This window comes from Streptomyces umbrinus (assembly GCF_030817415.1).
Taxonomy (GTDB): Bacteria; Actinomycetota; Actinomycetes; order Streptomycetales; family Streptomycetaceae; genus Streptomyces; species Streptomyces umbrinus_A.
On the sequence record NZ_JAUSZI010000002.1, the window covers coordinates 11110053 to 11128081 of the forward strand.

The 18029-nt window shown below is 71.6% G+C and carries 18 protein-coding genes; 8 read left to right on the forward strand and 10 right to left on the reverse strand.

From position 1 onward, the window contains the following. Positions 1-17: 17 nt before the first annotated feature. The 3 genes from QF035_RS49310 (at position 18) to QF035_RS49320 (ending at position 2181) form a co-directional block, all read left to right on the forward strand. Positions 18-770 carry a GntR family transcriptional regulator gene (locus QF035_RS49310; RefSeq protein WP_307529004.1) on the forward strand — a complete coding sequence of 251 codons (753 nt, stop codon included), beginning with the start codon at positions 18-20 and terminating at the stop codon, positions 768-770. Positions 771-929: 159 nt separating this feature from the next. Then, positions 930-1571 carry an ATP-dependent Clp protease proteolytic subunit gene (locus QF035_RS49315; protein ID WP_307529006.1) on the forward strand — a complete coding sequence of 214 codons (642 nt, stop codon included), beginning with the start codon at positions 930-932 and terminating at the stop codon, positions 1569-1571. 1 nt (position 1572) lies between these two features. Then, entirely contained in the window at positions 1573-2181 is a 609-nt protein-coding gene (locus QF035_RS49320) for a ClpP family protease (protein WP_307529008.1), read from the forward strand. Between the two features lie 45 nt (positions 2182-2226). Here QF035_RS49320 and QF035_RS49325 read toward each other — a convergent pair whose 3' ends face one another. The 5 genes from QF035_RS49325 to QF035_RS49345 all read right to left on the reverse strand — a co-directional run bounded on the left by QF035_RS49325 (position 2227) and on the right by QF035_RS49345 (position 6767). Beyond that, entirely contained in the window at positions 2227-2664 is a 438-nt protein-coding gene (locus QF035_RS49325; protein WP_307529010.1) for a helix-turn-helix domain-containing protein, read from the reverse strand. A gap of 72 nt (positions 2665-2736) precedes the next feature. After that, positions 2737-3171, reverse strand: a complete 435-nt coding sequence (locus tag QF035_RS49330; protein ID WP_307529011.1) for a hypothetical protein — start codon at positions 3169-3171, stop codon at positions 2737-2739. 117 nt (positions 3172-3288) lie between these two features. Then, positions 3289-4293, reverse strand: a complete 1005-nt coding sequence (locus QF035_RS49335; protein WP_307529012.1) for a cation diffusion facilitator family transporter — start codon at positions 4291-4293, stop codon at positions 3289-3291. Positions 4294-4432: 139 nt separating this feature from the next. Continuing rightward, positions 4433-5980: a CAP domain-containing protein gene (locus tag QF035_RS49340; protein WP_307529014.1), complete on the reverse strand. Its 1548-nt coding sequence runs from the start codon at positions 5978-5980 to the stop codon at positions 4433-4435. A gap of 106 nt (positions 5981-6086) precedes the next feature. Next, positions 6087-6767 (reverse strand): TetR/AcrR family transcriptional regulator, encoded by a 681-nt coding sequence (locus QF035_RS49345; protein WP_307529016.1) that lies wholly within the window; start codon positions 6765-6767, stop codon positions 6087-6089. A 120-nt stretch (positions 6768-6887) separates the two neighbouring features. On the opposite strand from QF035_RS49345, the gene QF035_RS49350 reads away from it, so the two are divergent. Together QF035_RS49350 and QF035_RS49355 are read left to right on the forward strand one after the other, a co-directional pair. Beyond that, positions 6888-7823, forward strand: a complete 936-nt coding sequence (locus QF035_RS49350) for an SDR family oxidoreductase (RefSeq protein ID WP_307529018.1) — start codon at positions 6888-6890, stop codon at positions 7821-7823. 61 nt (positions 7824-7884) lie between these two features. Beyond that, on the forward strand, positions 7885-8868 hold the full coding sequence (locus QF035_RS49355; protein WP_307529020.1) for an aldo/keto reductase: 984 nt from the start codon (positions 7885-7887) through the stop codon (positions 8866-8868). A gap of 129 nt (positions 8869-8997) precedes the next feature. Here the strand turns inward: QF035_RS49355 and QF035_RS49360 are convergent, their stop codons facing one another. Then, positions 8998-10203, reverse strand: a complete 1206-nt coding sequence (locus QF035_RS49360) for an MFS transporter (protein ID WP_307529022.1) — start codon at positions 10201-10203, stop codon at positions 8998-9000. Between the two features lie 64 nt (positions 10204-10267). On the opposite strand from QF035_RS49360, the gene QF035_RS49365 reads away from it, so the two are divergent. Next, positions 10268-10666, forward strand: coding sequence for a MerR family transcriptional regulator (locus tag QF035_RS49365; protein ID WP_307529024.1), 399 nt, complete (start codon positions 10268-10270; stop codon positions 10664-10666). Positions 10667-10671: 5 nt separating this feature from the next. Here the strand turns inward: QF035_RS49365 and QF035_RS49370 are convergent, their stop codons facing one another. Continuing rightward, positions 10672-11418, reverse strand: a complete 747-nt coding sequence (locus QF035_RS49370) for an MBL fold metallo-hydrolase (protein ID WP_307529026.1) — start codon at positions 11416-11418, stop codon at positions 10672-10674. A gap of 61 nt (positions 11419-11479) precedes the next feature. Next, positions 11480-11755 carry a YkvA family protein gene (locus QF035_RS49375; RefSeq protein WP_307529028.1) on the reverse strand — a complete coding sequence of 92 codons (276 nt, stop codon included), beginning with the start codon at positions 11753-11755 and terminating at the stop codon, positions 11480-11482. Positions 11756-11945: 190 nt separating this feature from the next. Here QF035_RS49375 and QF035_RS49380 point away from each other — a divergent pair, with 190 nt between their 5' ends. Beyond that, entirely contained in the window at positions 11946-13148 is a 1203-nt protein-coding gene (locus tag QF035_RS49380; protein ID WP_307529030.1) for an FAD-dependent monooxygenase, read from the forward strand. Between the two features lie 79 nt (positions 13149-13227). Beyond that, positions 13228-16446: an amidohydrolase family protein gene (locus QF035_RS49385; RefSeq protein WP_307529032.1), complete on the forward strand. Its 3219-nt coding sequence runs from the start codon at positions 13228-13230 to the stop codon at positions 16444-16446. Between the two features lie 68 nt (positions 16447-16514). Here the strand turns inward: QF035_RS49385 and melC2 are convergent, their stop codons facing one another. Both melC2 and melC1 read right to left on the reverse strand, forming a co-directional pair. Then, positions 16515-17339 carry a tyrosinase MelC2 gene (gene melC2 / locus QF035_RS49390; RefSeq protein ID WP_307529034.1) on the reverse strand — a complete coding sequence of 275 codons (825 nt, stop codon included), beginning with the start codon at positions 17337-17339 and terminating at the stop codon, positions 16515-16517. Positions 17340-17366: 27 nt separating this feature from the next. Beyond that, on the reverse strand, positions 17367-17738 hold the full coding sequence (melC1, locus tag QF035_RS49395) for an apotyrosinase chaperone MelC1 (protein WP_307529036.1): 372 nt from the start codon (positions 17736-17738) through the stop codon (positions 17367-17369). Positions 17739-18029: the final 291 nt, after the last annotated feature.

Sequence of the window (18029 nt, forward strand, 5' to 3'; positions counted from 1 at the left end):
AAGGACAGGCGCTGATTGTGACGCTCAAAGACAGGCGCAGGGACGACGGCCCGGGCGCGGACTCCTACAAGACGGAGTCCTTCAAGCACGAGGCGCTGCGGCGGCTGCTCCAGGCCGACATCGCCCGGATGCGGCCCGACGAGGCACTGCCCACCGAACGGCAGCTCGCGGAGCGGTACGACGTCAGCAGGGCGACCGCCCGGCGCGCGCTCCAGGCGCTGCGCGAGGACGGCCTCATCCGCAGTGTGCGCGGCGTGGGCACCTTCGTCTCCCACCCCCAGATCACCAAGACGTCGACGCTCACCTCGTTCTCCGAGGACCTGCGTTCGCGCGGCTACCACCCCAGCGCCGAACTCCTCGCCGCCGAGGTCGTCGAGGCCGACCTGCACCACGCAACGGCCCTCGGCGTCGATCCCGGCACCGCCCTGCACCGCATCGAACGGCTGCGCCTCGGCGACGACTTCCCCATCTGCCTGGAGACCGTCTACCTCTCCGCCGAGCGTTTCCCGAGCCTGGACGAGTCGCTCCTCAAGGGCTCGCTGTCGGAAGCGCTGCAGAACACCCACGGCGTCAGGGTGGTCCGGGCGACCCAGCAGATCCGGGCGGTGAACGTGACCGGCCGCCAGGCCCGCCTCCTCGGCGTCAAGGAGGGCTCCGCCGCCCTGCTCGTACGACGCACGGCGTTCGACGACACGGGGCATGTAGTGGAGTACGGCGAGTCGTTGTGCCGTGGCGATCTGTACGAGTTCTCGCTGGTGGTGACGAAGTAGCCCCTGCTCGCTCCGGGAGCTCTGTGGCCTCGGCGGGCTCGGCGGCGGCTCTGCTGTTGGCGAATCTGCTGCGGGCCGAGATTCCTTCCGCGCTGCCGTCGTCCGGCCGAGGGTGGAGACACCGCGGTGATCCTGGCCGCGTCACCACAAGGAGGAGCGATGGCACGATTCAGCAGCACCCTGGAACCCAGGGCCGAGGAGGGGGACACCCCGTCGTCCCGGTTCGACGACCACCTCGCCGCCCAACTCCTCAACCAGCGCATCGTGTTCCTCGGCACGCAGGTCGACGAGGTCTCCGCGAACCGCGTCTGCGCACAGCTGCTCCTGCTCTCCGCGGAGGACTCGCGCACCGACATCGGCCTCTACATCAACAGCCCGGGCGGATCGGTGCACGCGGGCCTGGCGATCTACGACACGATGCGGCTCATCCCGAACGACGTGTCGACCCTCGCCATGGGCTTCGCCGCGAGCATGGGGCAGTTCCTGCTCACCGTCGGCACCCCGGGCAAGCGCTACTCGCTCCCGAACGCGCGGATCATGATGCATCAGCCCTCGGCCGGTATCGGCGGCACCACCGCCGACATCGCCATCCAGGCCGAGAACCTCCAGTTCACGAAGGAGAGCATCGAGCGGATCACCGCCGAACACACCGGCCAGAGCGTGGAGACGATCGGCCGCGACGGCGACCGCGACCGCTGGTTCACGGCCGAACAGGCCAGGGAGTACGGCATGGTCGACCGGGTCGTCGAGTCCCTCGACGACGTCCGCCCGGCCTCCTCGAAGCGACGGATGGGACTCTGACATGAGCCAGTACACGATCCCGAACGTGGTCGAGCGCACCCCGCAGGGCGAGCGCGCGTACGACATCTACAGCCGGCTGCTGTCCGAGCGGATCATCTTCCTCGGCACCGAGATCGACGACGGCGTCGCCAACGTCGTCATTGCGCAACTGCTCCACCTGGAGTCGTCCGCTCCCGAGCGCGAGATCGCGATCTACCTCAACTCGCCCGGCGGATCCTTCACTTCACTCATGGCGATCTACGACACGATGGGCTACGTCGGCGCGCCCATCTCGACGTTCTGCGTCGGCCAGGCCGCCTCGACCGCCGCGGTGCTCCTGGCCGGGGGAGACCCCGGCCGGCGCTTCATCCTGGAACACGCGCGGGTGCTGCTCGGCCAGCCCGCGAGCGGCGGCGCGCGGGGCACGGTCTCCGACCTGAGCCTGCAGGCCAAGGAGATGATCCGTATCCGCTCCCAGGTCGAGGAGGTCCTGTCCCTGCACACCCACCACCCCGTCGAGACCCTGCGCGCCGACATGGACCGCGACAAGGTCTTCACCGCTCGGGAGGCGGTGGAGTACGGACTGGCCGACGAAGTGCTCAGCCGACGGCTGGTGCCCGCGGCGGCCTGACGGTGTCGCCGCCGCGGAGCCTCAGCGGGCTCGGAGTCTCGGGCCTCAGGCGGCGAGCCGGATGTCACCCAGCCGGGACCGCGCCTCGGTGCGCCGGGGCGCGGTGCGGGACCCGGACCTGAGGGGCTGGGAGGTGAGGGGCTGGGACCGGAGCGGCTGGGCCGGTCGCGCGAGCCGGCCGTGCGCCAGGGCGAGCAGATCGGCGAGGCCGAGCCCGAGTGCGTGTGCGGCGGCCGCGAGGACCTCGGACGAGGCCTCCTTGCGGCCCCGCTCCAGCTCGGAGAGGTACGGCATCGAGATCCGGGCCGCGTCGGCCACGTCCTTGAGCGTCCGCTCCTGGGCGAGCCGCTCGCGCCGCAGGACGTCGCCCACGACGTCACGCCACAACGGCTCCTTGGGCGCCGGCTCCTCCGGCTTCGCCGGCGCGGCCGGTACGGGTCGCAGGGGAATGACACGGGCTTCGTCGGACGCGTGGCTGCTCACCTCTCCACCCTAGAAAGCGCGGCGCGATTCGGGGAGGTCATCGCGTTCTGCCCTCGGCGAAGCCCTGGCCCCTCACCGTTCCAGAAGCCGCTGCCGCCACCAGGCTCCGGGCGGCTGCCACTGAGGGGTCTCGCGCCTGAGCGGTTCGGGAAGGGTCCGCCGAGCCAACTCCTCGTCGGCGCGGGCGAGTCGGCGCCGGAGATCCGAGCGGGCGCCGGCCGGCAGCCGGTAAAGGGCGTCCTCCAGTGTGTCCCTGGCTTCGAGCGGACAGCAGCAGGGGCAGTTCACGTCGATCAGCCACGCGGCGAGGTCCTGCCCGGGCAGGCGAAGGGCGGACTCGTATGTGACGAGCGCGTTCGCGACGGCGTCGCGCCACAGATGCTCCGCCTCCACCCGGCGGACGGCCGCCCGGGTGCGCGAGGAGACACCGCCGATCCGGCGGACGGTCACATGTCTGGAGGGCTGCCACCGCTCGGCGCGGACGGCACCGGGCCGCCTACGCGGCACGGCCCTTTCGGGTCGACGTCATGCGGGCATCGTGCACGATCACGTCGGCCGGGCGCGACCGGATTTCCCAGGCGCGGGGGCACCGCCCTCGTGAACTCCCGCCCGCGCCCCCGGTGTTCAGTGGGCGTGTGGCTCGTCGCGGTGTACCGGGCCGTGCGGGGCCTCGCAGTGGGAGCCGTCGTCGTAGGCGGCTCCGGTGCGGACCTCCAGGACCTCGGCGGGGGCGTGGTCGACCTGGAGGGTGGTGTGGCTGATCTCGTAGTCGCTCTGCAGGATCTTCTCCAGGTCCCGGCGCACCGTGTGGCAGTCCGCGACGGGCTCGACCAGGATGTGCGCGGACAGTGCGGGCTGTCCGGACGTGATGGTCCATACGTGCAGGTCGTGCACCTCGGAGACGGAGGGGTGCGCGACCAGCTGGTCGCCGATGTCGTCCGGAGCGAGGTGCGCGGGCGCCGCCTCCAGGAAGATCCGCCCCGACTCCCGTACGAGCCCGTAGCCGGCCTTGAACATGAGGACCACCACGACCAGTGTGGCGATGGCGTCGGCCCGCGCGAAGCCCGTCAGCACCACGACGAGACCGGCGATCGCGGTACCGATGAACGCGAACAGGTCGTTGAGTATGTGCTGGTAGGCGCCCTCGACGTTGAGCGAGGAGCGGTTGGCCTTGGAGATGCACCAGGCCGCCGCGATGTTCACCAGGATCCCCGCCAGGGCTGTGCCGAACACCAGCCCGCCCTCCACCTCGGGCGGGTCGATCAGCCGCCGCACCGCCTCGTACGCCAGCCAGGTGCCGAGCAGCAGCAGCGTGAGCCCGTTCGCCTGCGCGGAGAGGATCTCGGCGCGCTTGAGGCCGTACGTGAAGCCGCCGCGGGCCGGCCGCGCGGCCAGCCGCATCGCGATGAGCGCCAGCACGATGGACACGGCGTCCGTCAGCATGTGCGCCGCGTCGGAGATCAGGGCGAGCGACTGGGCGAGGATGCCGATGACGACCTCGGCCGCCATGAACGTGGTGATCAGCGTCAGCGCGATCGCGAGCCAGCGGCGGTCCGCGTCCGCCGACACACCGTGCGAGTGCCCCGCGTGCCCGTCCGACTCGTGGTGGTCGTGGTGCGCGCTGGTCATGTGTGTCCCCCTCGATGCGGTGTCCGACTCCCGCAGTGAAGCGCACCTCGCGGAGATCGGCAAAGGCTGCACCGGTGACCGTTGTCATCATCGTTAACAGGCCTCTGACCTGCGGCGAAGAATGTGCGGCGGGGTCGGGTCAGGCGCCGAAGAGCTGTGTCCAGTACGTGCCCGCCGAGCCGCCGCCCGCGAAGCCGACGCCTATGTGGGTGAAGGCCGGCTTGAGGATGTTGGCGCGGTGGCCGGGGCTGTCCATCCAGCCCTGCACGACCTCGGCGGCGGAGCGCTGGCCGCACGCGATGTTCTCGCCGATGGTGCGGCGGGTGCTGCCCGCGGCCGCGGCCCGGTGCCAGGGCTCGCTGCCGTCGGGGGAGGTGTGGGAGTAGAACGCGCGCGTCACCATGTCCGCGCTGTGCGCCTGCGCCGCATTGGTGAGCAGGGTGTCCACGGCCAGTGGTCGCAGACCGGCCCGGGTCCGCTCGGCATTGGTGAGCGCCACGACCTCCGCGGCCGTCTGCGCCAGCCCGCCGGGAGTGAGGGGCCGGGCCCACAGCGCCGTCCAGTAGAGGGTGCCGGAGCGGCCGTCGGGCACGTACGCCACACCGGCCTCGGTGAACGCCGGGTCGTGGATCGTGCGCCGGGACTGCTCTCCGGACAGGCAGTACTCCACGAACTCCGCGGCGTCGCGCGGCCCGGAGACCAGGTGCTCGCCGACCGTGAGGTACGCGTAGCCGCTGGCGGTGAGGCGTTGGTAGACCGAGAGCCCGTCCGCGCCCTCGGAGCCCAGGCTGCCCCGCGCCGCCATGCCGGCGGCATGCGTGTGCGCCGCGGCGGTCAGACGGGCGTCGAGGGACACGGGCGGGGCGCCGACGGCGGCGCGCGCGGAGTTCACGAGACGGAGGAAGCCGTCGGGGGCGGGCCCTGCGACGGCGGGAGCGGCGGCAGAGGCCCCTCCGTGCGAAGCGCTGCCGCTGTTCCAGGCAGTGTTCCCGGCGGGCGTGCGCCCGGTGCTCCCGGCCGGGGGACGACCCGTGGTCCCGGCCGGAGCGCGACCGGAGCTCCCGGCCGGAGTGCGACCCGAGCCCCTGAGCCGTCCGAGCCCGGCACGCGCTGCGTTCAGGGCCGTCGAGACACCGGCACCCCTGGATCCCGGGACACCAGCGCTCCCGGGAACGGCCCCGCCGCCCGGCCCCGCCCCCGCGCCGGCGTCCTCGCTCACCTCGACCCCGAAGTCCCGCGCTATCCCGGCGAGGCCGTCCGCGTACCCCTGACCCAGGGCGCGCAGCTTCCAGGCGGTCCCCCGGCGGTAGATCTCGGCGAGCAGCAGCACGGTCTCCTGCTGGGGGCGCGGCGGGGTGAAGCGGGCGAGCACACCGCCGCCCGGGCCGGTCACGCGCAGGGTCGGAGCGGGCAGCCGGCCCAGTGCGGTGCCGGGCTCGGCGGGGCTGACGACGATGGTGACGCGGCTCGCCCCGGTCCGCAGCGCGGGCGGATCCACGGTGAGCGTCTCGCCGTGCAGCCGCGCACCGGGTGCGGTCGGCTGGTTGTAGAACACGAAGTCGCCGTCGCCGCGCACCTTGCCGCTGTCGTCCGTGATGAGCGCGGACACGTCGAACGGGCCGGGCACATGAAGGGTCAGGGTGCCGCCGGGCAGGGGCAGATTGCCGCCGGGAACCAACTCGCTCATCGTGCCGCCTGTCGGGGTGCTGGTCACTGTGCCCGCCCCGAGGGGCGCTGCACGGACAACGTCCCACGGGTGCGCGCGGGTTCCTGAGCCCCGGCCCCCGGTTCTGTCAGCCTGCCGCCCGTGCCAGCAGGCCGGACAGCAGGACCTCGAGCGACTCCCGCAGGACCGTGGCGAAGTCGAGGCGCAGGACCGCCAGTTCGGGGTCGGACTCGTAGACCGCGAGCACGGCGGGCGACGGGTGCGCGTGCGGCCAGGCGGCCGTGACCACCATGAGCGCGGCGGCGACGAACCGTACGGCGTCCCGCTCGTCGAGTTCGGGCACATGGGTGCGGACTCGTTGCGCCAGGGCGAAGACGTGCGCGATGGAGGAGCGCTTGTACTGGGCGGCGACCTCCGTCGACACGTTCCGCTCCAGGACCGCGGCCTGTGCGCTGATCAGGTCGCACAGCACCGGACGCTCGGCGAACGCGTCCGTCATGACCGCGGCGAGCCGGTCGGCCCGCTCGGTCACCGGCGCGTCGGCGTCGACGGCCTCGGGAAGCGCGGTGTCGAGGTGTTCCAGCAGCTCCTGCGACGCGGTGCCGAGCAGCTCCAGGAGGACGGCCTCGCGGGACTCGAAGTAACGCAGCACGTTCGACTTCGCGAGCCCCACGCGGCGGCTCAGTTCGTTGAGGCTCACCTGCGCCACGGGCATCTCGCCGAGCATCGCGGCCGTGGTGTCCAGGATCGCCGTGCGGCGCACGGCGCGCTGCTCCTCGCTGCGGGCGCGCTGGAAGGTGTTTGCCATGCACACAGTCTACAGACCCCCGGTCTGTTGTTATCGGACCGGCGGTCTGCTAGCTTGAAATACAACAGACCGCCGGTCTCCTATCCCTGGGAGTGCCGTGCGCAAACCGAAGGAGTCATCGTGGCCACCTCATATGTCGTCCCCGACCAGACAGGAAAATTCGCCGTCGTCACCGGCGCCAACAGCGGCACGGGCAAGGAGACCGCACGTCGCCTCGCGGAGGCCGGCGCCCGTGTCGTCCTGGCCGTACGGACCGTCGCCAAGGGCGAGCAGGCCCGCGCCGAGATCCTGGCCCGGCACCCGCACGCACAGCTGGAGGTCCGGCGTGTCGACCTGGCGGACCTGGCCTCCGTCGAGGCGTTCGCCGACGGGATCCTGGCAGACGGCACCCCGCTCGACCTGCTCGTGAACAACGCCGGAGTGATGGCTCCGCCCACCCGGATGACCACCGCCGACGGCTTCGAACTCCAGATGGGCAGCAACTACCTCGGCCCGTTCGCCCTCACCGTCCGGCTGCTGCCCGCCCTGCTCGCCGCACCGGCGCCCCGCGTGGCGACCATGAGCAGCGGCACGGCCAACTACGGCCGCATCCACTACGCCGACCTCCAGTGGGAGCGTCGCCGCTACAGCTCCAACCTGTCGTACGCCCAGTCCAAGCTCGCCAACCTGATGATGGCCCGGCAGTTGGCCGACATCGCCGCGGAGCGCGGCTGGAACCTGCTGAGCACGGCCGCCCACCCCGGCTACACCGTGACCAACCTCCAGAGCGCGGGCGCGAGCCTAGGCCGTGACAAGCCGAAGCGATCCCTGCTCACCGCGCTCGACTTCCTGCCCAAGCAGCAGGTCGAGGAGGGCGCCGAACCGCTGCTGTACGCCGCCACGAGCCCCGAGGCCACGGCGGGCGCGTACTACGGCCCGGGCGGCAGGTTCGGACTGGTCGGCCCGACCATCACCGCCCGCATCGCACGCCGCGCCCTCGACGCCGAGGCGAACCGCCGGCTGTGGGCCGAGTCCGAACGCCTCACCGGAGTCGCCCTCACCGCGGCCGTCGCCTGAACGGGTCCGCCGTACGGGGGCTGAGTCCGAGGAATCCGGAACCGGGTGCCAGACTGCCCCCATGGATGAGCGCGTATTCGGCAGGTCAGGACAGCAGGCATCGGTCGTGGGACTCGGCACATGGCAACTCGGTGCCGACTGGGGCGACGTGGACGACAAGGAAGCCCTCGCGGTCCTGGAGGCCGCGGCCGAGTCGGGCGTGACGTTCTTCGACACGGCCGACGTGTACGGGGACGGGCGCAGCGAGGAGACCATCGCCACCTTCGTGCAGAGCAGGCCCGACCTGCATGTGCTGGTCGCGACCAAGATGGGCCGCCGGGTCGACCAGGTCCCCGAGAACTACGTACTCGACAACTTCCGCGCCTGGAACGACCGTTCGCGCCGCAACCTCGGTGTCGACCGCATCGACCTGGTGCAGCTGCACTGCCCGCCGACCCCCGTCTACTCGTCGGACGAGGTGTTCGACGCCCTAGACACCCTGGTCGAGGAGGAGCGGATCGCCGCGTACGGCGTGAGCGTCGAGACCTGTGACGAGGCGCTGACCGCGATCGCCCGGCCGGGTGTGGCCAGCGTCCAGATCATCCTCAACCCGTTCCGCATGAAGCCCCTTCAGCGGGTCCTGCCCGCGGCGCGGGAGGCCGGCGTCGGCATCATCGCCCGCGTACCCCTCGCCTCCGGGCTGCTCTCCGGCAAGTACACGAAGGACACGGTCTTCGCGGAGAACGACCACCGTACGTTCAACCGCCACGGTGAGGCCTTCGACCAGGGCGAGACGTTCTCCGGCGTCGACTACGCCACCGGGGTCGAGGCTGCCGCCGAGTTCTCCGCGCTCGCCCCCGAGGGCGTCACTCCGGCCCAGCTGGCGCTGGCCTGGATCGTCCAGCAGCCCGGCGTGACCACGGTCATCCCCGGCGCCCGCTCGCCCGAGCAGGCCCGCGCGAACGCGGCGGCCGGCAAGCTGGCGCCGCTTTCCGCGGAGACGCTGGCCGCGATCTCCGACCTCTACGAGCGGCGGATCAAGGAGCAGGTGGAATCCCGCTGGTAGTTGTCGGCTGTGGGCCGTCGGTGGCTTGTCGCGCAGTTCCCCGCGCCCCTGAGGGGGCTCGGCGGACGCGCCCCCGTAGGGGGCGCGGGGAACTGCGCGACAAGCCCAGGACGGCCCGCAGTCTGGCACCTACCGCTCGCCCCCGGCAGGGAACTCCTGGGTCCGGGCGGCCACCACCATCACCACCGGAATCAGTAGCAACAGCACGCTCCACGGGAGCGAACCCGTGCCGAGGTGGTCGAGCAGGACGCCCCCAACCACCCCGCCGCCGGCCATCGCTACATTCCACAGCGTGACGAGCGCGGCCTGCGCGGCGTCCGCCGCGTCACCACCCGCGTCGGTCACGGCCGTCTGCAACAGCGTGGGGGCGCCTCCCCAGCCGAGCCCCCACAGCGCCACCGCGGTGTAGACGAGTGCGGGGCTGTCGGCCGGCACGGCCAGCAGCGCGGCCGCCACGGCGACGAGCAGCGCGCTCGCGAGCGTCAGGGCGCGCAGGCGCCGGTCGACGCGCGCACCCACGAACCAGATGCCGGCCAGGGACGCGACGCCGAACACCAGCAACACCAGATCCGTCGATCCGCCCATGCCCAGCCCGTCCAGGAACGTGGCGATGTACGTGTACAGGATCGTGTGGGCCAGTACGAAGACCAGTGTGACGAACAGGACCGGTGCCACCCCCGGAACCGTCAGGACCCGCAGGATCGGGTCCCGGCCCTCCCGCCGGTGCCCCGGCTGGTCCGGAACGCCCGCCGCGATCCAGCCGAGCAGGGCGACCGCGAGCACGGTCATCAGCGTGAACGTCACCCGCCAGCCGAGTACTTCGCCGAGGAAGGTCCCCGCGGGCACTCCCAGCGACAATGCGACTGGGATGCCCGTCATCACGATCGCGATCGCCCTGCCCTGCAGACGGACGGGCGCCAGTCGGCGGGCGTACCCGGCGAGCAGCGCCCAGGCCAGGCCCGCGGCCACACCGGCGACGAACCGGGCCGCCATGGTCAGGGAGTAGTCGGTGGAGACCGCGGTCACCGTGTTGGCGGCGGCGAACCCCGCCATCGCCGTGAGCAGCAGCCGTTTGCGCCGCCATCCGGCGGTGGCCGCGGACAAGGGGATCGCGGTGAGTGCGGTGCCGATCGCGTAGACGGTGACCGACTGCCCCATCGCGGACTCACCGACGCCGAGGTCGGCACTCATCGCGGGCAGGACGCCCGCGGGCAGCGTCTCGGCGAGGCTCGTGACGAAGACGGCCGTGGCCAGGGCGAGGAGCGCGGCGAGAGGGAGCCCGCGGCTCTCGGCTGCCTTGGAGGAACCGGTCGGTTCTGTGGTGTGGGTGCTCATGCCGCGTATGCTCGAACCCTCACATTGATGTGAAGGTCAAGCGGCGAAGTGCGAGGTCGGTCGGATGCGGATCGGAGAGCTGTCGGAGCGCACCGGCATCCCCAGGCGGTTGCTGCGCTACTACGAGGAACAGGGGCTGATCACGCCCGAGCGCTGCGAGAACGGCTACCGCTCCTACGACGAACGCCTCGTGGACCGGGTCCAGCAGATCCGAGGACTGCTCGACGCCGGACTGCCGACCCGGATCATCAAGCAGATCCTGCCCTGCCTCGACGGACCGGGCACCATCCACTTCCCCGATCCGACCCCGCAGATGCTGACCACGCTGGAGCTCGAACTCGACCGCATGACCCGGCGCATCGACTGCCTCGCCCGCAACCGGGACGCGATCGCCGCGTACCTCGAAGTGGTACGCGGCGACGGTCGGTCCGTGGACGACGGGCGGTCGTCCGTAGACGGCTGATCGGGTCAGGCCGCCCGTTCCCGGGCCCGCTGGGCCGCCTCGCTTACGGAACCGCGGTGCACGGGACCGTGACCGGGCAGCAGGACGTCACCCGAGAGCGCCTCGAAGGCGTCCAGCGAGGACAGCGCACCGGGGAGGTCCCGGTGGAACATCGTGGGCAGCAACTGCGGGCCGCTCGCGCGTGAGGTGGGGTGTCCGCTGACCAGCCCGTCGCCCGATATGACGACGCCCGCGTCCGGCAGATGGAAGGCGCAGTGGCCCGCCGTGTGGCCGGGGGTGTGCACGGGAACGGGGCGGCCGGGCAGGTCGAGAGCGCCCTCACCGGGGAACGGCCGCGGTTCGGTGACCGGGACGTGGGCGGTGCCGCCGGAGCGCAGCGCGTGCAGGGCCCACGTCACCACACCGGGCCGCCAGGCGTTCTTCAGCACCTTGCCGATGGTCACCTGATGGAGGAAGTCCCGGCGCGCGTGCGGGACTTCGGCCTCGTGGGCGTAGACCGGCGTGCCGTACGTACGGCTGAGGTACTCCGCCGAGCCGATGTGGTCGTTGTGGGCGTGCGTGACGAGTACGGCCGCGACCGCTTCGGGCGTACTGCCCACGGCCGACAGGGAGGCGAGGACGCTCTCGCGGTCTCCGGGGTAGCCCGTGTCCACGAGGGTGACGGCGTCCCCTTCCGCGAGAATCACCCAGTTGGTGTTGCTGCCGTGTACCAGATGGATACCGTCGGCGACTTGATGGATGTCTGCCTGCATGGTCGTCCCGACCTGGAGGTCCCTGCCTGATGGGACACAGCCAAGCAGATCCGCGGGCACCTCAGCGCAGGGGGTCGGACGAAGCGCGCATCGACCGCAGTGCCAGGAGCAGTACGGCGATGTCGTCGAAATAGGCGGGGTCGGGCATGAGATCGGTCGGCAGCACGACATAGGCGACCGCTCCCCAGAAGACCCAGCGGGGACCGGTCGGCAGCCCGGCCCGGCGGAGGTCCCGCCGCGTACGGACCAGCCGGACCAGCAGTACGACCGCCGCCCCGAGGGCCACCGCAAGCACGGCCGCGACGGCGAGAACCAGAATCCATGTGTTGGTGTCCATCAGCCCTTCCCCGACTCGTCCGCTGCTCCTCTTCGAATGCCCAGGTTCGCCCGCTTCACCACCGGCGAGCCGGTCCGACACGCGGCGCGGGACGCCGACGTGTCCGGTCGACCCCTACTCTGTGCTGTCGATTGATCACCTTGAGCGAACAGGTGAACGGAGCGAACAGAGTGAACAGTGGGGTGCGCGTGTGAAGATCGCCTGCGTCGGCGGTGGGCCCGCCGGTCTGTACTTCTCGATCCTGATGAAGCTTCAGGACCCGGACCACGACATCACGGTCCATGAACGGAACCCGGCCGGTTCGACCTACGGATGGGGGGTGACGTACTGGGGGAGCCTGCTCGACAAACTGCACGAGGGTGATCCGGAGTCGGCGCGCGCCGTCAAGGAGAACTCGGTCCGCTGGAGCGACGGGGTCGCGCACGTCGGCGACCGCACGACGACGCACCACGGCGACGAGGGCTTCGGCATCGGCCGCCGGCAGCTGCTGGACCTCCTCGCCGAGCGCGCCCGGTCCCTGGGTGTACGCGTCGAGTACGAGAACGAGATCGCCGACGGGGACCGGCTGCCCGACGCCGACCTGGTCGTCGCCTGCGACGGCGTTCACAGCGGGGTGCGCGAGCGGCACTCGGACCACTTCGGCCCGGAGGTCGGGCTCGGCCGGAACAAGTACATCTGGCTGGGCACCACGAAGGTCTTCGACGCGTTCACCTTCGCTTTCGTGGACACACCGCACGGCTGGATCTGGTGCTACGCCTACGGGTTCAGCGCGGACCACAGCACCTGTGTCGTCGAGTGCTCCCCGGAGACCTGGACGGGCCTCGGCCTCGACCGGGCCGACGAGACGGAGGGCCTCGTCCGCCTCCAAGAGCTCTTCGTCAAGCTGCTGGACGGCCACCGGCTGATCGGCCGGGCGAACACCGGCGGCAGCGCGCAGTGGCTGAACTTCCGCACCCTCACCAACCGCGCCTGGTCCCACGGCAACGTGGTCCTGCTGGGCGACGCAGCCCACACCACGCACTACTCCATCGGCGCGGGCACCACCCTCGCCCTGGAGGACGCCATCGCACTCGCGCACTCGCTGCGCGCGGAGCCCGAACTGGCCCCCGCACTCGTCGCGTACGAGAAGAAGCGCAAGGCGGAGCTGCTGTCCGTGCAGAGCGCGGCCCGGCACAGCGCCCAGTGGTACGAGAGCCTGCCGCGCTACATCGGTCTGCCTCCGGCGCAGATGTTCGCGCTCCTGGGCCAGCGGCACTCCCCGCTGCTGCCGTACATCCCGCCGCAGCTCTACTACCGGATCGACCGGGCGGCAGGGCAGCTCGAGGCGCTGCGCAGACTCAAGCGCTGGCTGGGTCCGAAGGTCGCGCGGACCCTGCACGCCAAGCGGGGCTGACGCCTCGTCAACATCCCACCTTTTTGGCGAGAATGGCGGTGTTGCTCACGCGCCGGGAGATGCGCGAGCGTTCTGAGTCATGGACCGTGACCGGAGCAACGCCGCCTTCACTCCTGCCTTCTCCCTCCCCCTCTCCCTTTCCCGTCGTCAACTCCTCGCGGCCGCGGGCGCCGCCGGTGCCGTCACCGCCGTAGGTGCCGCGCCGGCCGCCGCGCAGCCGCCCGGCGAGCTCTCGCTGTCCTTCACGGCGGCCACCAACGGCTCGGCGACCCTCGCGCCGGGCGGGGACCGGCTGATCGCCGAGGTCCAGAACGTGCTCTGGTCCCTCCCGCGCACCGGCGGCAAGGCCGTCCCGCTCACCTCCGCGGACCTCGAACCGAACCGGCCCGTGCACGCCCCCGACGGCAAGCTCGTCGCCTTCTGCGCCTACCGGGGCGGCGGCTTCCACATCTGGACGATGCGGCCCGACGGCTCGGACGTACGACAGCGCACCGACGGGCCCTGGGACGACCGGGGTCCTGTCTGGTCGCCCGACGGCACCCGGATCGCCTTCGCCTCCGAGCGCGGCGGCGACCAGGTGACCGGCAGTCCGTACCGCATCCAGGTACTGGACCTGCGCACCGGTGACATCGCCCGTGTGACCGGTCTGCCGGGCCAGGAGGGTCCTTCGCAGGACGGGGTGTGGGAGGACTTCGACCCCACCTGGTCGCCGGACGGGAAGCGGATCCTCTTCGTCCGGGCGAAGGGCGTCACCACCGCAAACGGCCTCGGCCTCGACGCCCGGACGGTCGCCGCCGTCCCCGCCTCGGGCGCGGGCCCGGTCGTCGTGGAGCACACCGAGACCGCGGCCGCCCAGATCCTGGCCCCCGCCCTCGCGGCGGACGGCCGCCGCCTGGCGTATCTGCGGACCACCGCGTCACCCAACGGTTCGTGCACGCTCGTCGTCGACGGTGAACCCGTCGCGGTCGCCGGGGACATCGCGCCGGTGCCGCACCGCTGGACGCCGGAGGGCGAGCTGCTGCTCACCGTGGACGGCCGCTTCACCGTCGTGCGGCCGGAGAAGCCGGCCGAGGCGGACGCGATCCCCTTCGAGGGCGTACTGCCCGTGGACCGGCCGCGCTACCAGGTCAAGGAGTACGACCTGGGGGAGGCGGGACGGGCGCGGCCGGTGCAGGGCATTCATCTGCCCGCGCTCTCGCCCGACGGGCGGAGGATCGCCTTCGCCGCCCTCAACTCTCTCTGGCTGGCCGACAGTTCGGGAGGCCGGGCGCCGAAGCGTCTGCGCCGGATGGCACCCACCGGCTACCTGCTCGGCCCCTCGTGGGCGCGCGACGGACGTTCACTGCTGTACGCGGACGACCGTGACGGGCTGCTCGGCGTGTACCGGCGAGATCTGGCCACCGGCGAGGAGACTGCGCTCGCCACCGGCGGCCGGGTCCATCCGGCACTCTCGCCGGACGGGGGACGGCTCGCCTGCCTCGACATGAGCGGGCGGCTCGTCGTCCGAGACCTCGCGGCCGGTACGGAACAGGTGTTGGCGACGCCGCTCGGAGGGGGCGGTCTGCCCGGCCGGCCCAGCTGGTCACCGGACGGCCGCTACCTCGCCCTCTGTGACCGCAACCGCCTCAACCTCCGCTTCCGGGAGGGCTACAACCTCGTCCGTGTCGTCGACACCACGACCGGCACGGACCGTCTGCACACGGTCGGCTCGCATGTCTCGCTCTCCGACCGGTACGACTCGGGGCCCGTCTGGTCGCCCGACGGGCGCTGGATGGCGGTGATCGTCGAGTCCGCGCTGTGCCTGCTGCCCGTCGCTCCCGACGGAACCCCGCGCGGCGCCCTGCGCACCCTCACGACCGAACCGGCCGACCATCCGTCCTGGTCCGGTGACTCGAAGACCCTGCTGTACCTCTCCGGTACCAAGCTGCGGCTCATCGGCGTCGACGGCGGCCCGGCCCGTACCGTCCGCGTGCCGCTCGACCAGCGCAGACCCGCACCGGCCGACACGGTGGTGCACGCCGGGCGACTGTGGGACGGCACGGGCGAGTCCGTACGGGACGACGTCGACATCGTCGTACGCGGCGGACGCGTCACCGCCGTCGAACCGCACCGCCGACGCACGGCGTTCCGCCTGATCGACGCCTCCGAGCGGACCGTCGTGCCCGGGCTGTGGGACACGCACACCCACCCGTGGCAGGTCACCTACGGCGGCCGGCAGACCGTCGGCCAGCTCACGTACGGCATCACGACCGCCGTGTCCTTCGGCGGGTTCGCCTACGAACAGGCCCGGATCCGCGAGGCGGTGACGGCGGGTCAGCTCGCCGGACCCCGGTTGCTGACCACCGGCGAACTGCTCGACGGCTCCCGGGTCGCGTACAGCATGGGACGCGCCCACCGGACCAGGGACGGGCTGCGGCGCTCACTGGAACGGGGTGCCGCACTTGACTGGGACTTCGTCAAAACCTATGTACGGGCGCCGAGTTGGGTGATGGAGGAGGCGGCCCGGTTCGGACACGAGCGGCTCGGCGTGCGCTCGGGCAGCCATCTGCTCTCGCCCGGCGTGCAACTGGGCCAGGATCTGACGACCCATCTGCAGGCCACCCAGCGCTACGAGTCCGGGCACGCGATCACCGCGTCCGGGCGTGCCTACCAGGACCTGCTGGAGATCTACACGGCGCGGGGCGTCAACTTCGGCCTGATCGCCACGCCGTTCACCTCCGCACCGCTCCTCGGCGCGGACCCCGGGCTCGCCGACGACCCCCGGGTCACCGCCGTGATGCCGCCCTGGGACGCCGCTCTGGTCCGGCAGGGGGCGGGCGTGCCGCCGACTCCGGCCCAACTCGCCACGCTGCGCACGGAGACCGACATCTACCGGCGGATCCTGGCCGCCGGAGGCATCGTCGCCCTCGGCACCGACCAGCCGCTCGTCGCCGTGGGCCTCTCCCTCCACATCGGTCTGCGCGCGCTGCACCGGGGCGGCCTGTCCCCGGCGGCGGCCCTGCGCACCGTGACCGTGCTGCCCGCCCGCCTTTTCGGTGTCGAGGACGACCTCGGCACGGTCGAGCCCGGCAAACTCGCCGACCTGACCATCGTGGACGGCGACCCGTTCGAGGACTTCGACACGCTCGTACGAACCGTCTCCGTACTCCGGGGCGGGATGCCGTACACGACCGACGACCTCGTCGCCGCATACGAGCCGGTCCCCGAGCGCGCGGCACGCCACGCGGCGGGCGAGGACGACTGGCTGGACGTCGGACGCCTGATGCGCCGGGACGGGTGCTGCGACCCGGGCTTCTGACCGACGCGGCGGGCCCGCCCGTGCCGTGAGGCCTGAGGCGGGCCCGCGCTGTCGTCAGGCTGCGGCGGTCAGGCCGTGTCGAAGGTGTAGTGCCTCGTGTGGTCCAGCAGGTCGGCGGGCGTCGAGTCGTTCCACGGCTTCATGGTCTCGCCGCGGTCGACGACGTCCGGGGTGCCCGCGAGGGGCAGATAGCCGGAGCCAGCGTGTCTGCGCTGCCACTCGGCCCACAGCTTGTCCACGTACGCGTGGTGCAGCCAGAAGACCGGGTCGTTCGGGGAGACGCCGGTGGCCATCTGCCCGCCCACCCACACATGGACGCGGTTGTGGAGGTTGACGCCCCGCCAGCCCTCCAGGTGGTTGCGGAAGCCGTCGGAGGCGCTGTTCCACGGCGCCATGTCGTAGGTGGACATGGCGAGTACGGACTCGACCTCGGCGGGGGTGGGCAGTTGCCGGCCGCTGCCGCCGAGCGAGCGGCGCAGATACGTGCGTGTGTCGACGCGTACGGATATGGGCCAGTTGCCGGTGGACGCGGCGAACGGACCGTCGGTCACCCGTCCGTCGACGGAGCGGCCCGTGCCGCCGAGGAAGTCCGGCCCCCACAGGGCGGCCCTGGTGGTGCGGTCGGTGCTCCAGTCCCAGTACGGCAGCGCCACGGAGGCGTCCACCGACTGCAGTGCCCGCTCGAACTCCAGGAGGAATCTGCGGTGCCAGGGCAGGAAGGAGGGCGAACGGTGGCCGACCCGTTCCCCGTTGTCCGTGTCGCCGAGGATGAACGCGTTGTGGGTCGTGACGAAGCCGTCGTACCGGCCGCTGCGCTTCAGCTCGATCAGTGCGGCGACCAGCCTGCGCTTCTCGTCTGCGGTCAGGTTCGCCTGGTTCTTGCGTACGGTCATTGCGGATGAACTCCGGTGCTGTGTAGGTCAGTTGAACGGGATAAGGGGTGCGCCCTGGAGCTCCTCCACGGCGGCACGTGCCGCCGCGCGCGGGTTCGGCACCGGGTCGTAGTGGCTCACGACGCTGATCCAGGTCCCGTCGGCGTTGCGCATCACGTGCAGCTCGACGCCGTCCACGAACACCGAGTAACCGGCGCCGTGGTGATGGCCTCCGCCGGACGGCCGGCCCTGTATTCGACGACCCCGGTAGACCTCGTCGAAGTCGAAGGGCGCGGGGGCGGGCCCGCCGTGGTGGTCCGCGGCGGAGGCCGGCGAAGGCGAGAGCGCGGTGAACGCGCCGGCGGTGACGGCCAGTCCGGCCGCGCCCCGCAGAGCGAGGCGGCGAGTGGGATCGGGCATGCGGATACGTCCTCGTACTCGGTCCTGCGGCATGCGGTGTCGCATATGCCGCCGGAATTGGATCAATTGACGGTTCGTATGCCTATCGGGCCCTTGGCGGAGCGGGGAAACCGCAGCGACCTGGTTGGCCGTGATCCGGACAATTGACTACATGTCATACAAGGTTGAACAAGGGTGATCTTGCTGGGGAAAGGGCTTGTGGAAGCTCGTGCCAGGGAACTTCGCATCCTCGACGGGGCCTGTGGTGGCGATCTTGCGGGTTCCCGCACATCCCGTGGTGTCGATCACGCC

Coding starts and splice junctions, on each gene's coding strand:
- QF035_RS49360 (WP_307529022.1), bottom strand. CDS start 10,203: ATGAGCACCCACACCACAGAACCGACCGGTTCCTCCAAGGCAGCCGAG.
- QF035_RS49355 (WP_307529020.1), top strand. CDS start 7,885: ATGGATGAGCGCGTATTCGGCAGGTCAGGACAGCAGGCATCGGTCGTG.
- melC2 (WP_307529034.1), bottom strand. CDS start 17,339: ATGACCGTACGCAAGAACCAGGCGAACCTGACCGCAGACGAGAAGCGC.
- QF035_RS49320 (WP_307529008.1), top strand. CDS start 1,573: ATGAGCCAGTACACGATCCCGAACGTGGTCGAGCGCACCCCGCAGGGC.
- QF035_RS49385 (WP_307529032.1), top strand. CDS start 13,228: ATGGACCGTGACCGGAGCAACGCCGCCTTCACTCCTGCCTTCTCCCTC.
- QF035_RS49345 (WP_307529016.1), bottom strand. CDS start 6,767: ATGGCAAACACCTTCCAGCGCGCCCGCAGCGAGGAGCAGCGCGCCGTG.
- QF035_RS49375 (WP_307529028.1), bottom strand. CDS start 11,755: ATGGACACCAACACATGGATTCTGGTTCTCGCCGTCGCGGCCGTGCTT.
- QF035_RS49340 (WP_307529014.1), bottom strand. CDS start 5,980: ATGAGCGAGTTGGTTCCCGGCGGCAATCTGCCCCTGCCCGGCGGCACC.
- QF035_RS49370 (WP_307529026.1), bottom strand. CDS start 11,418: ATGCAGGCAGACATCCATCAAGTCGCCGACGGTATCCATCTGGTACAC.
- QF035_RS49365 (WP_307529024.1), top strand. CDS start 10,268: ATGCGGATCGGAGAGCTGTCGGAGCGCACCGGCATCCCCAGGCGGTTG.
- QF035_RS49315 (WP_307529006.1), top strand. CDS start 930: ATGGCACGATTCAGCAGCACCCTGGAACCCAGGGCCGAGGAGGGGGAC.
- melC1 (WP_307529036.1), bottom strand. CDS start 17,738: ATGCCCGATCCCACTCGCCGCCTCGCTCTGCGGGGCGCGGCCGGACTG.
- QF035_RS49335 (WP_307529012.1), bottom strand. CDS start 4,293: ATGACCAGCGCGCACCACGACCACCACGAGTCGGACGGGCACGCGGGG.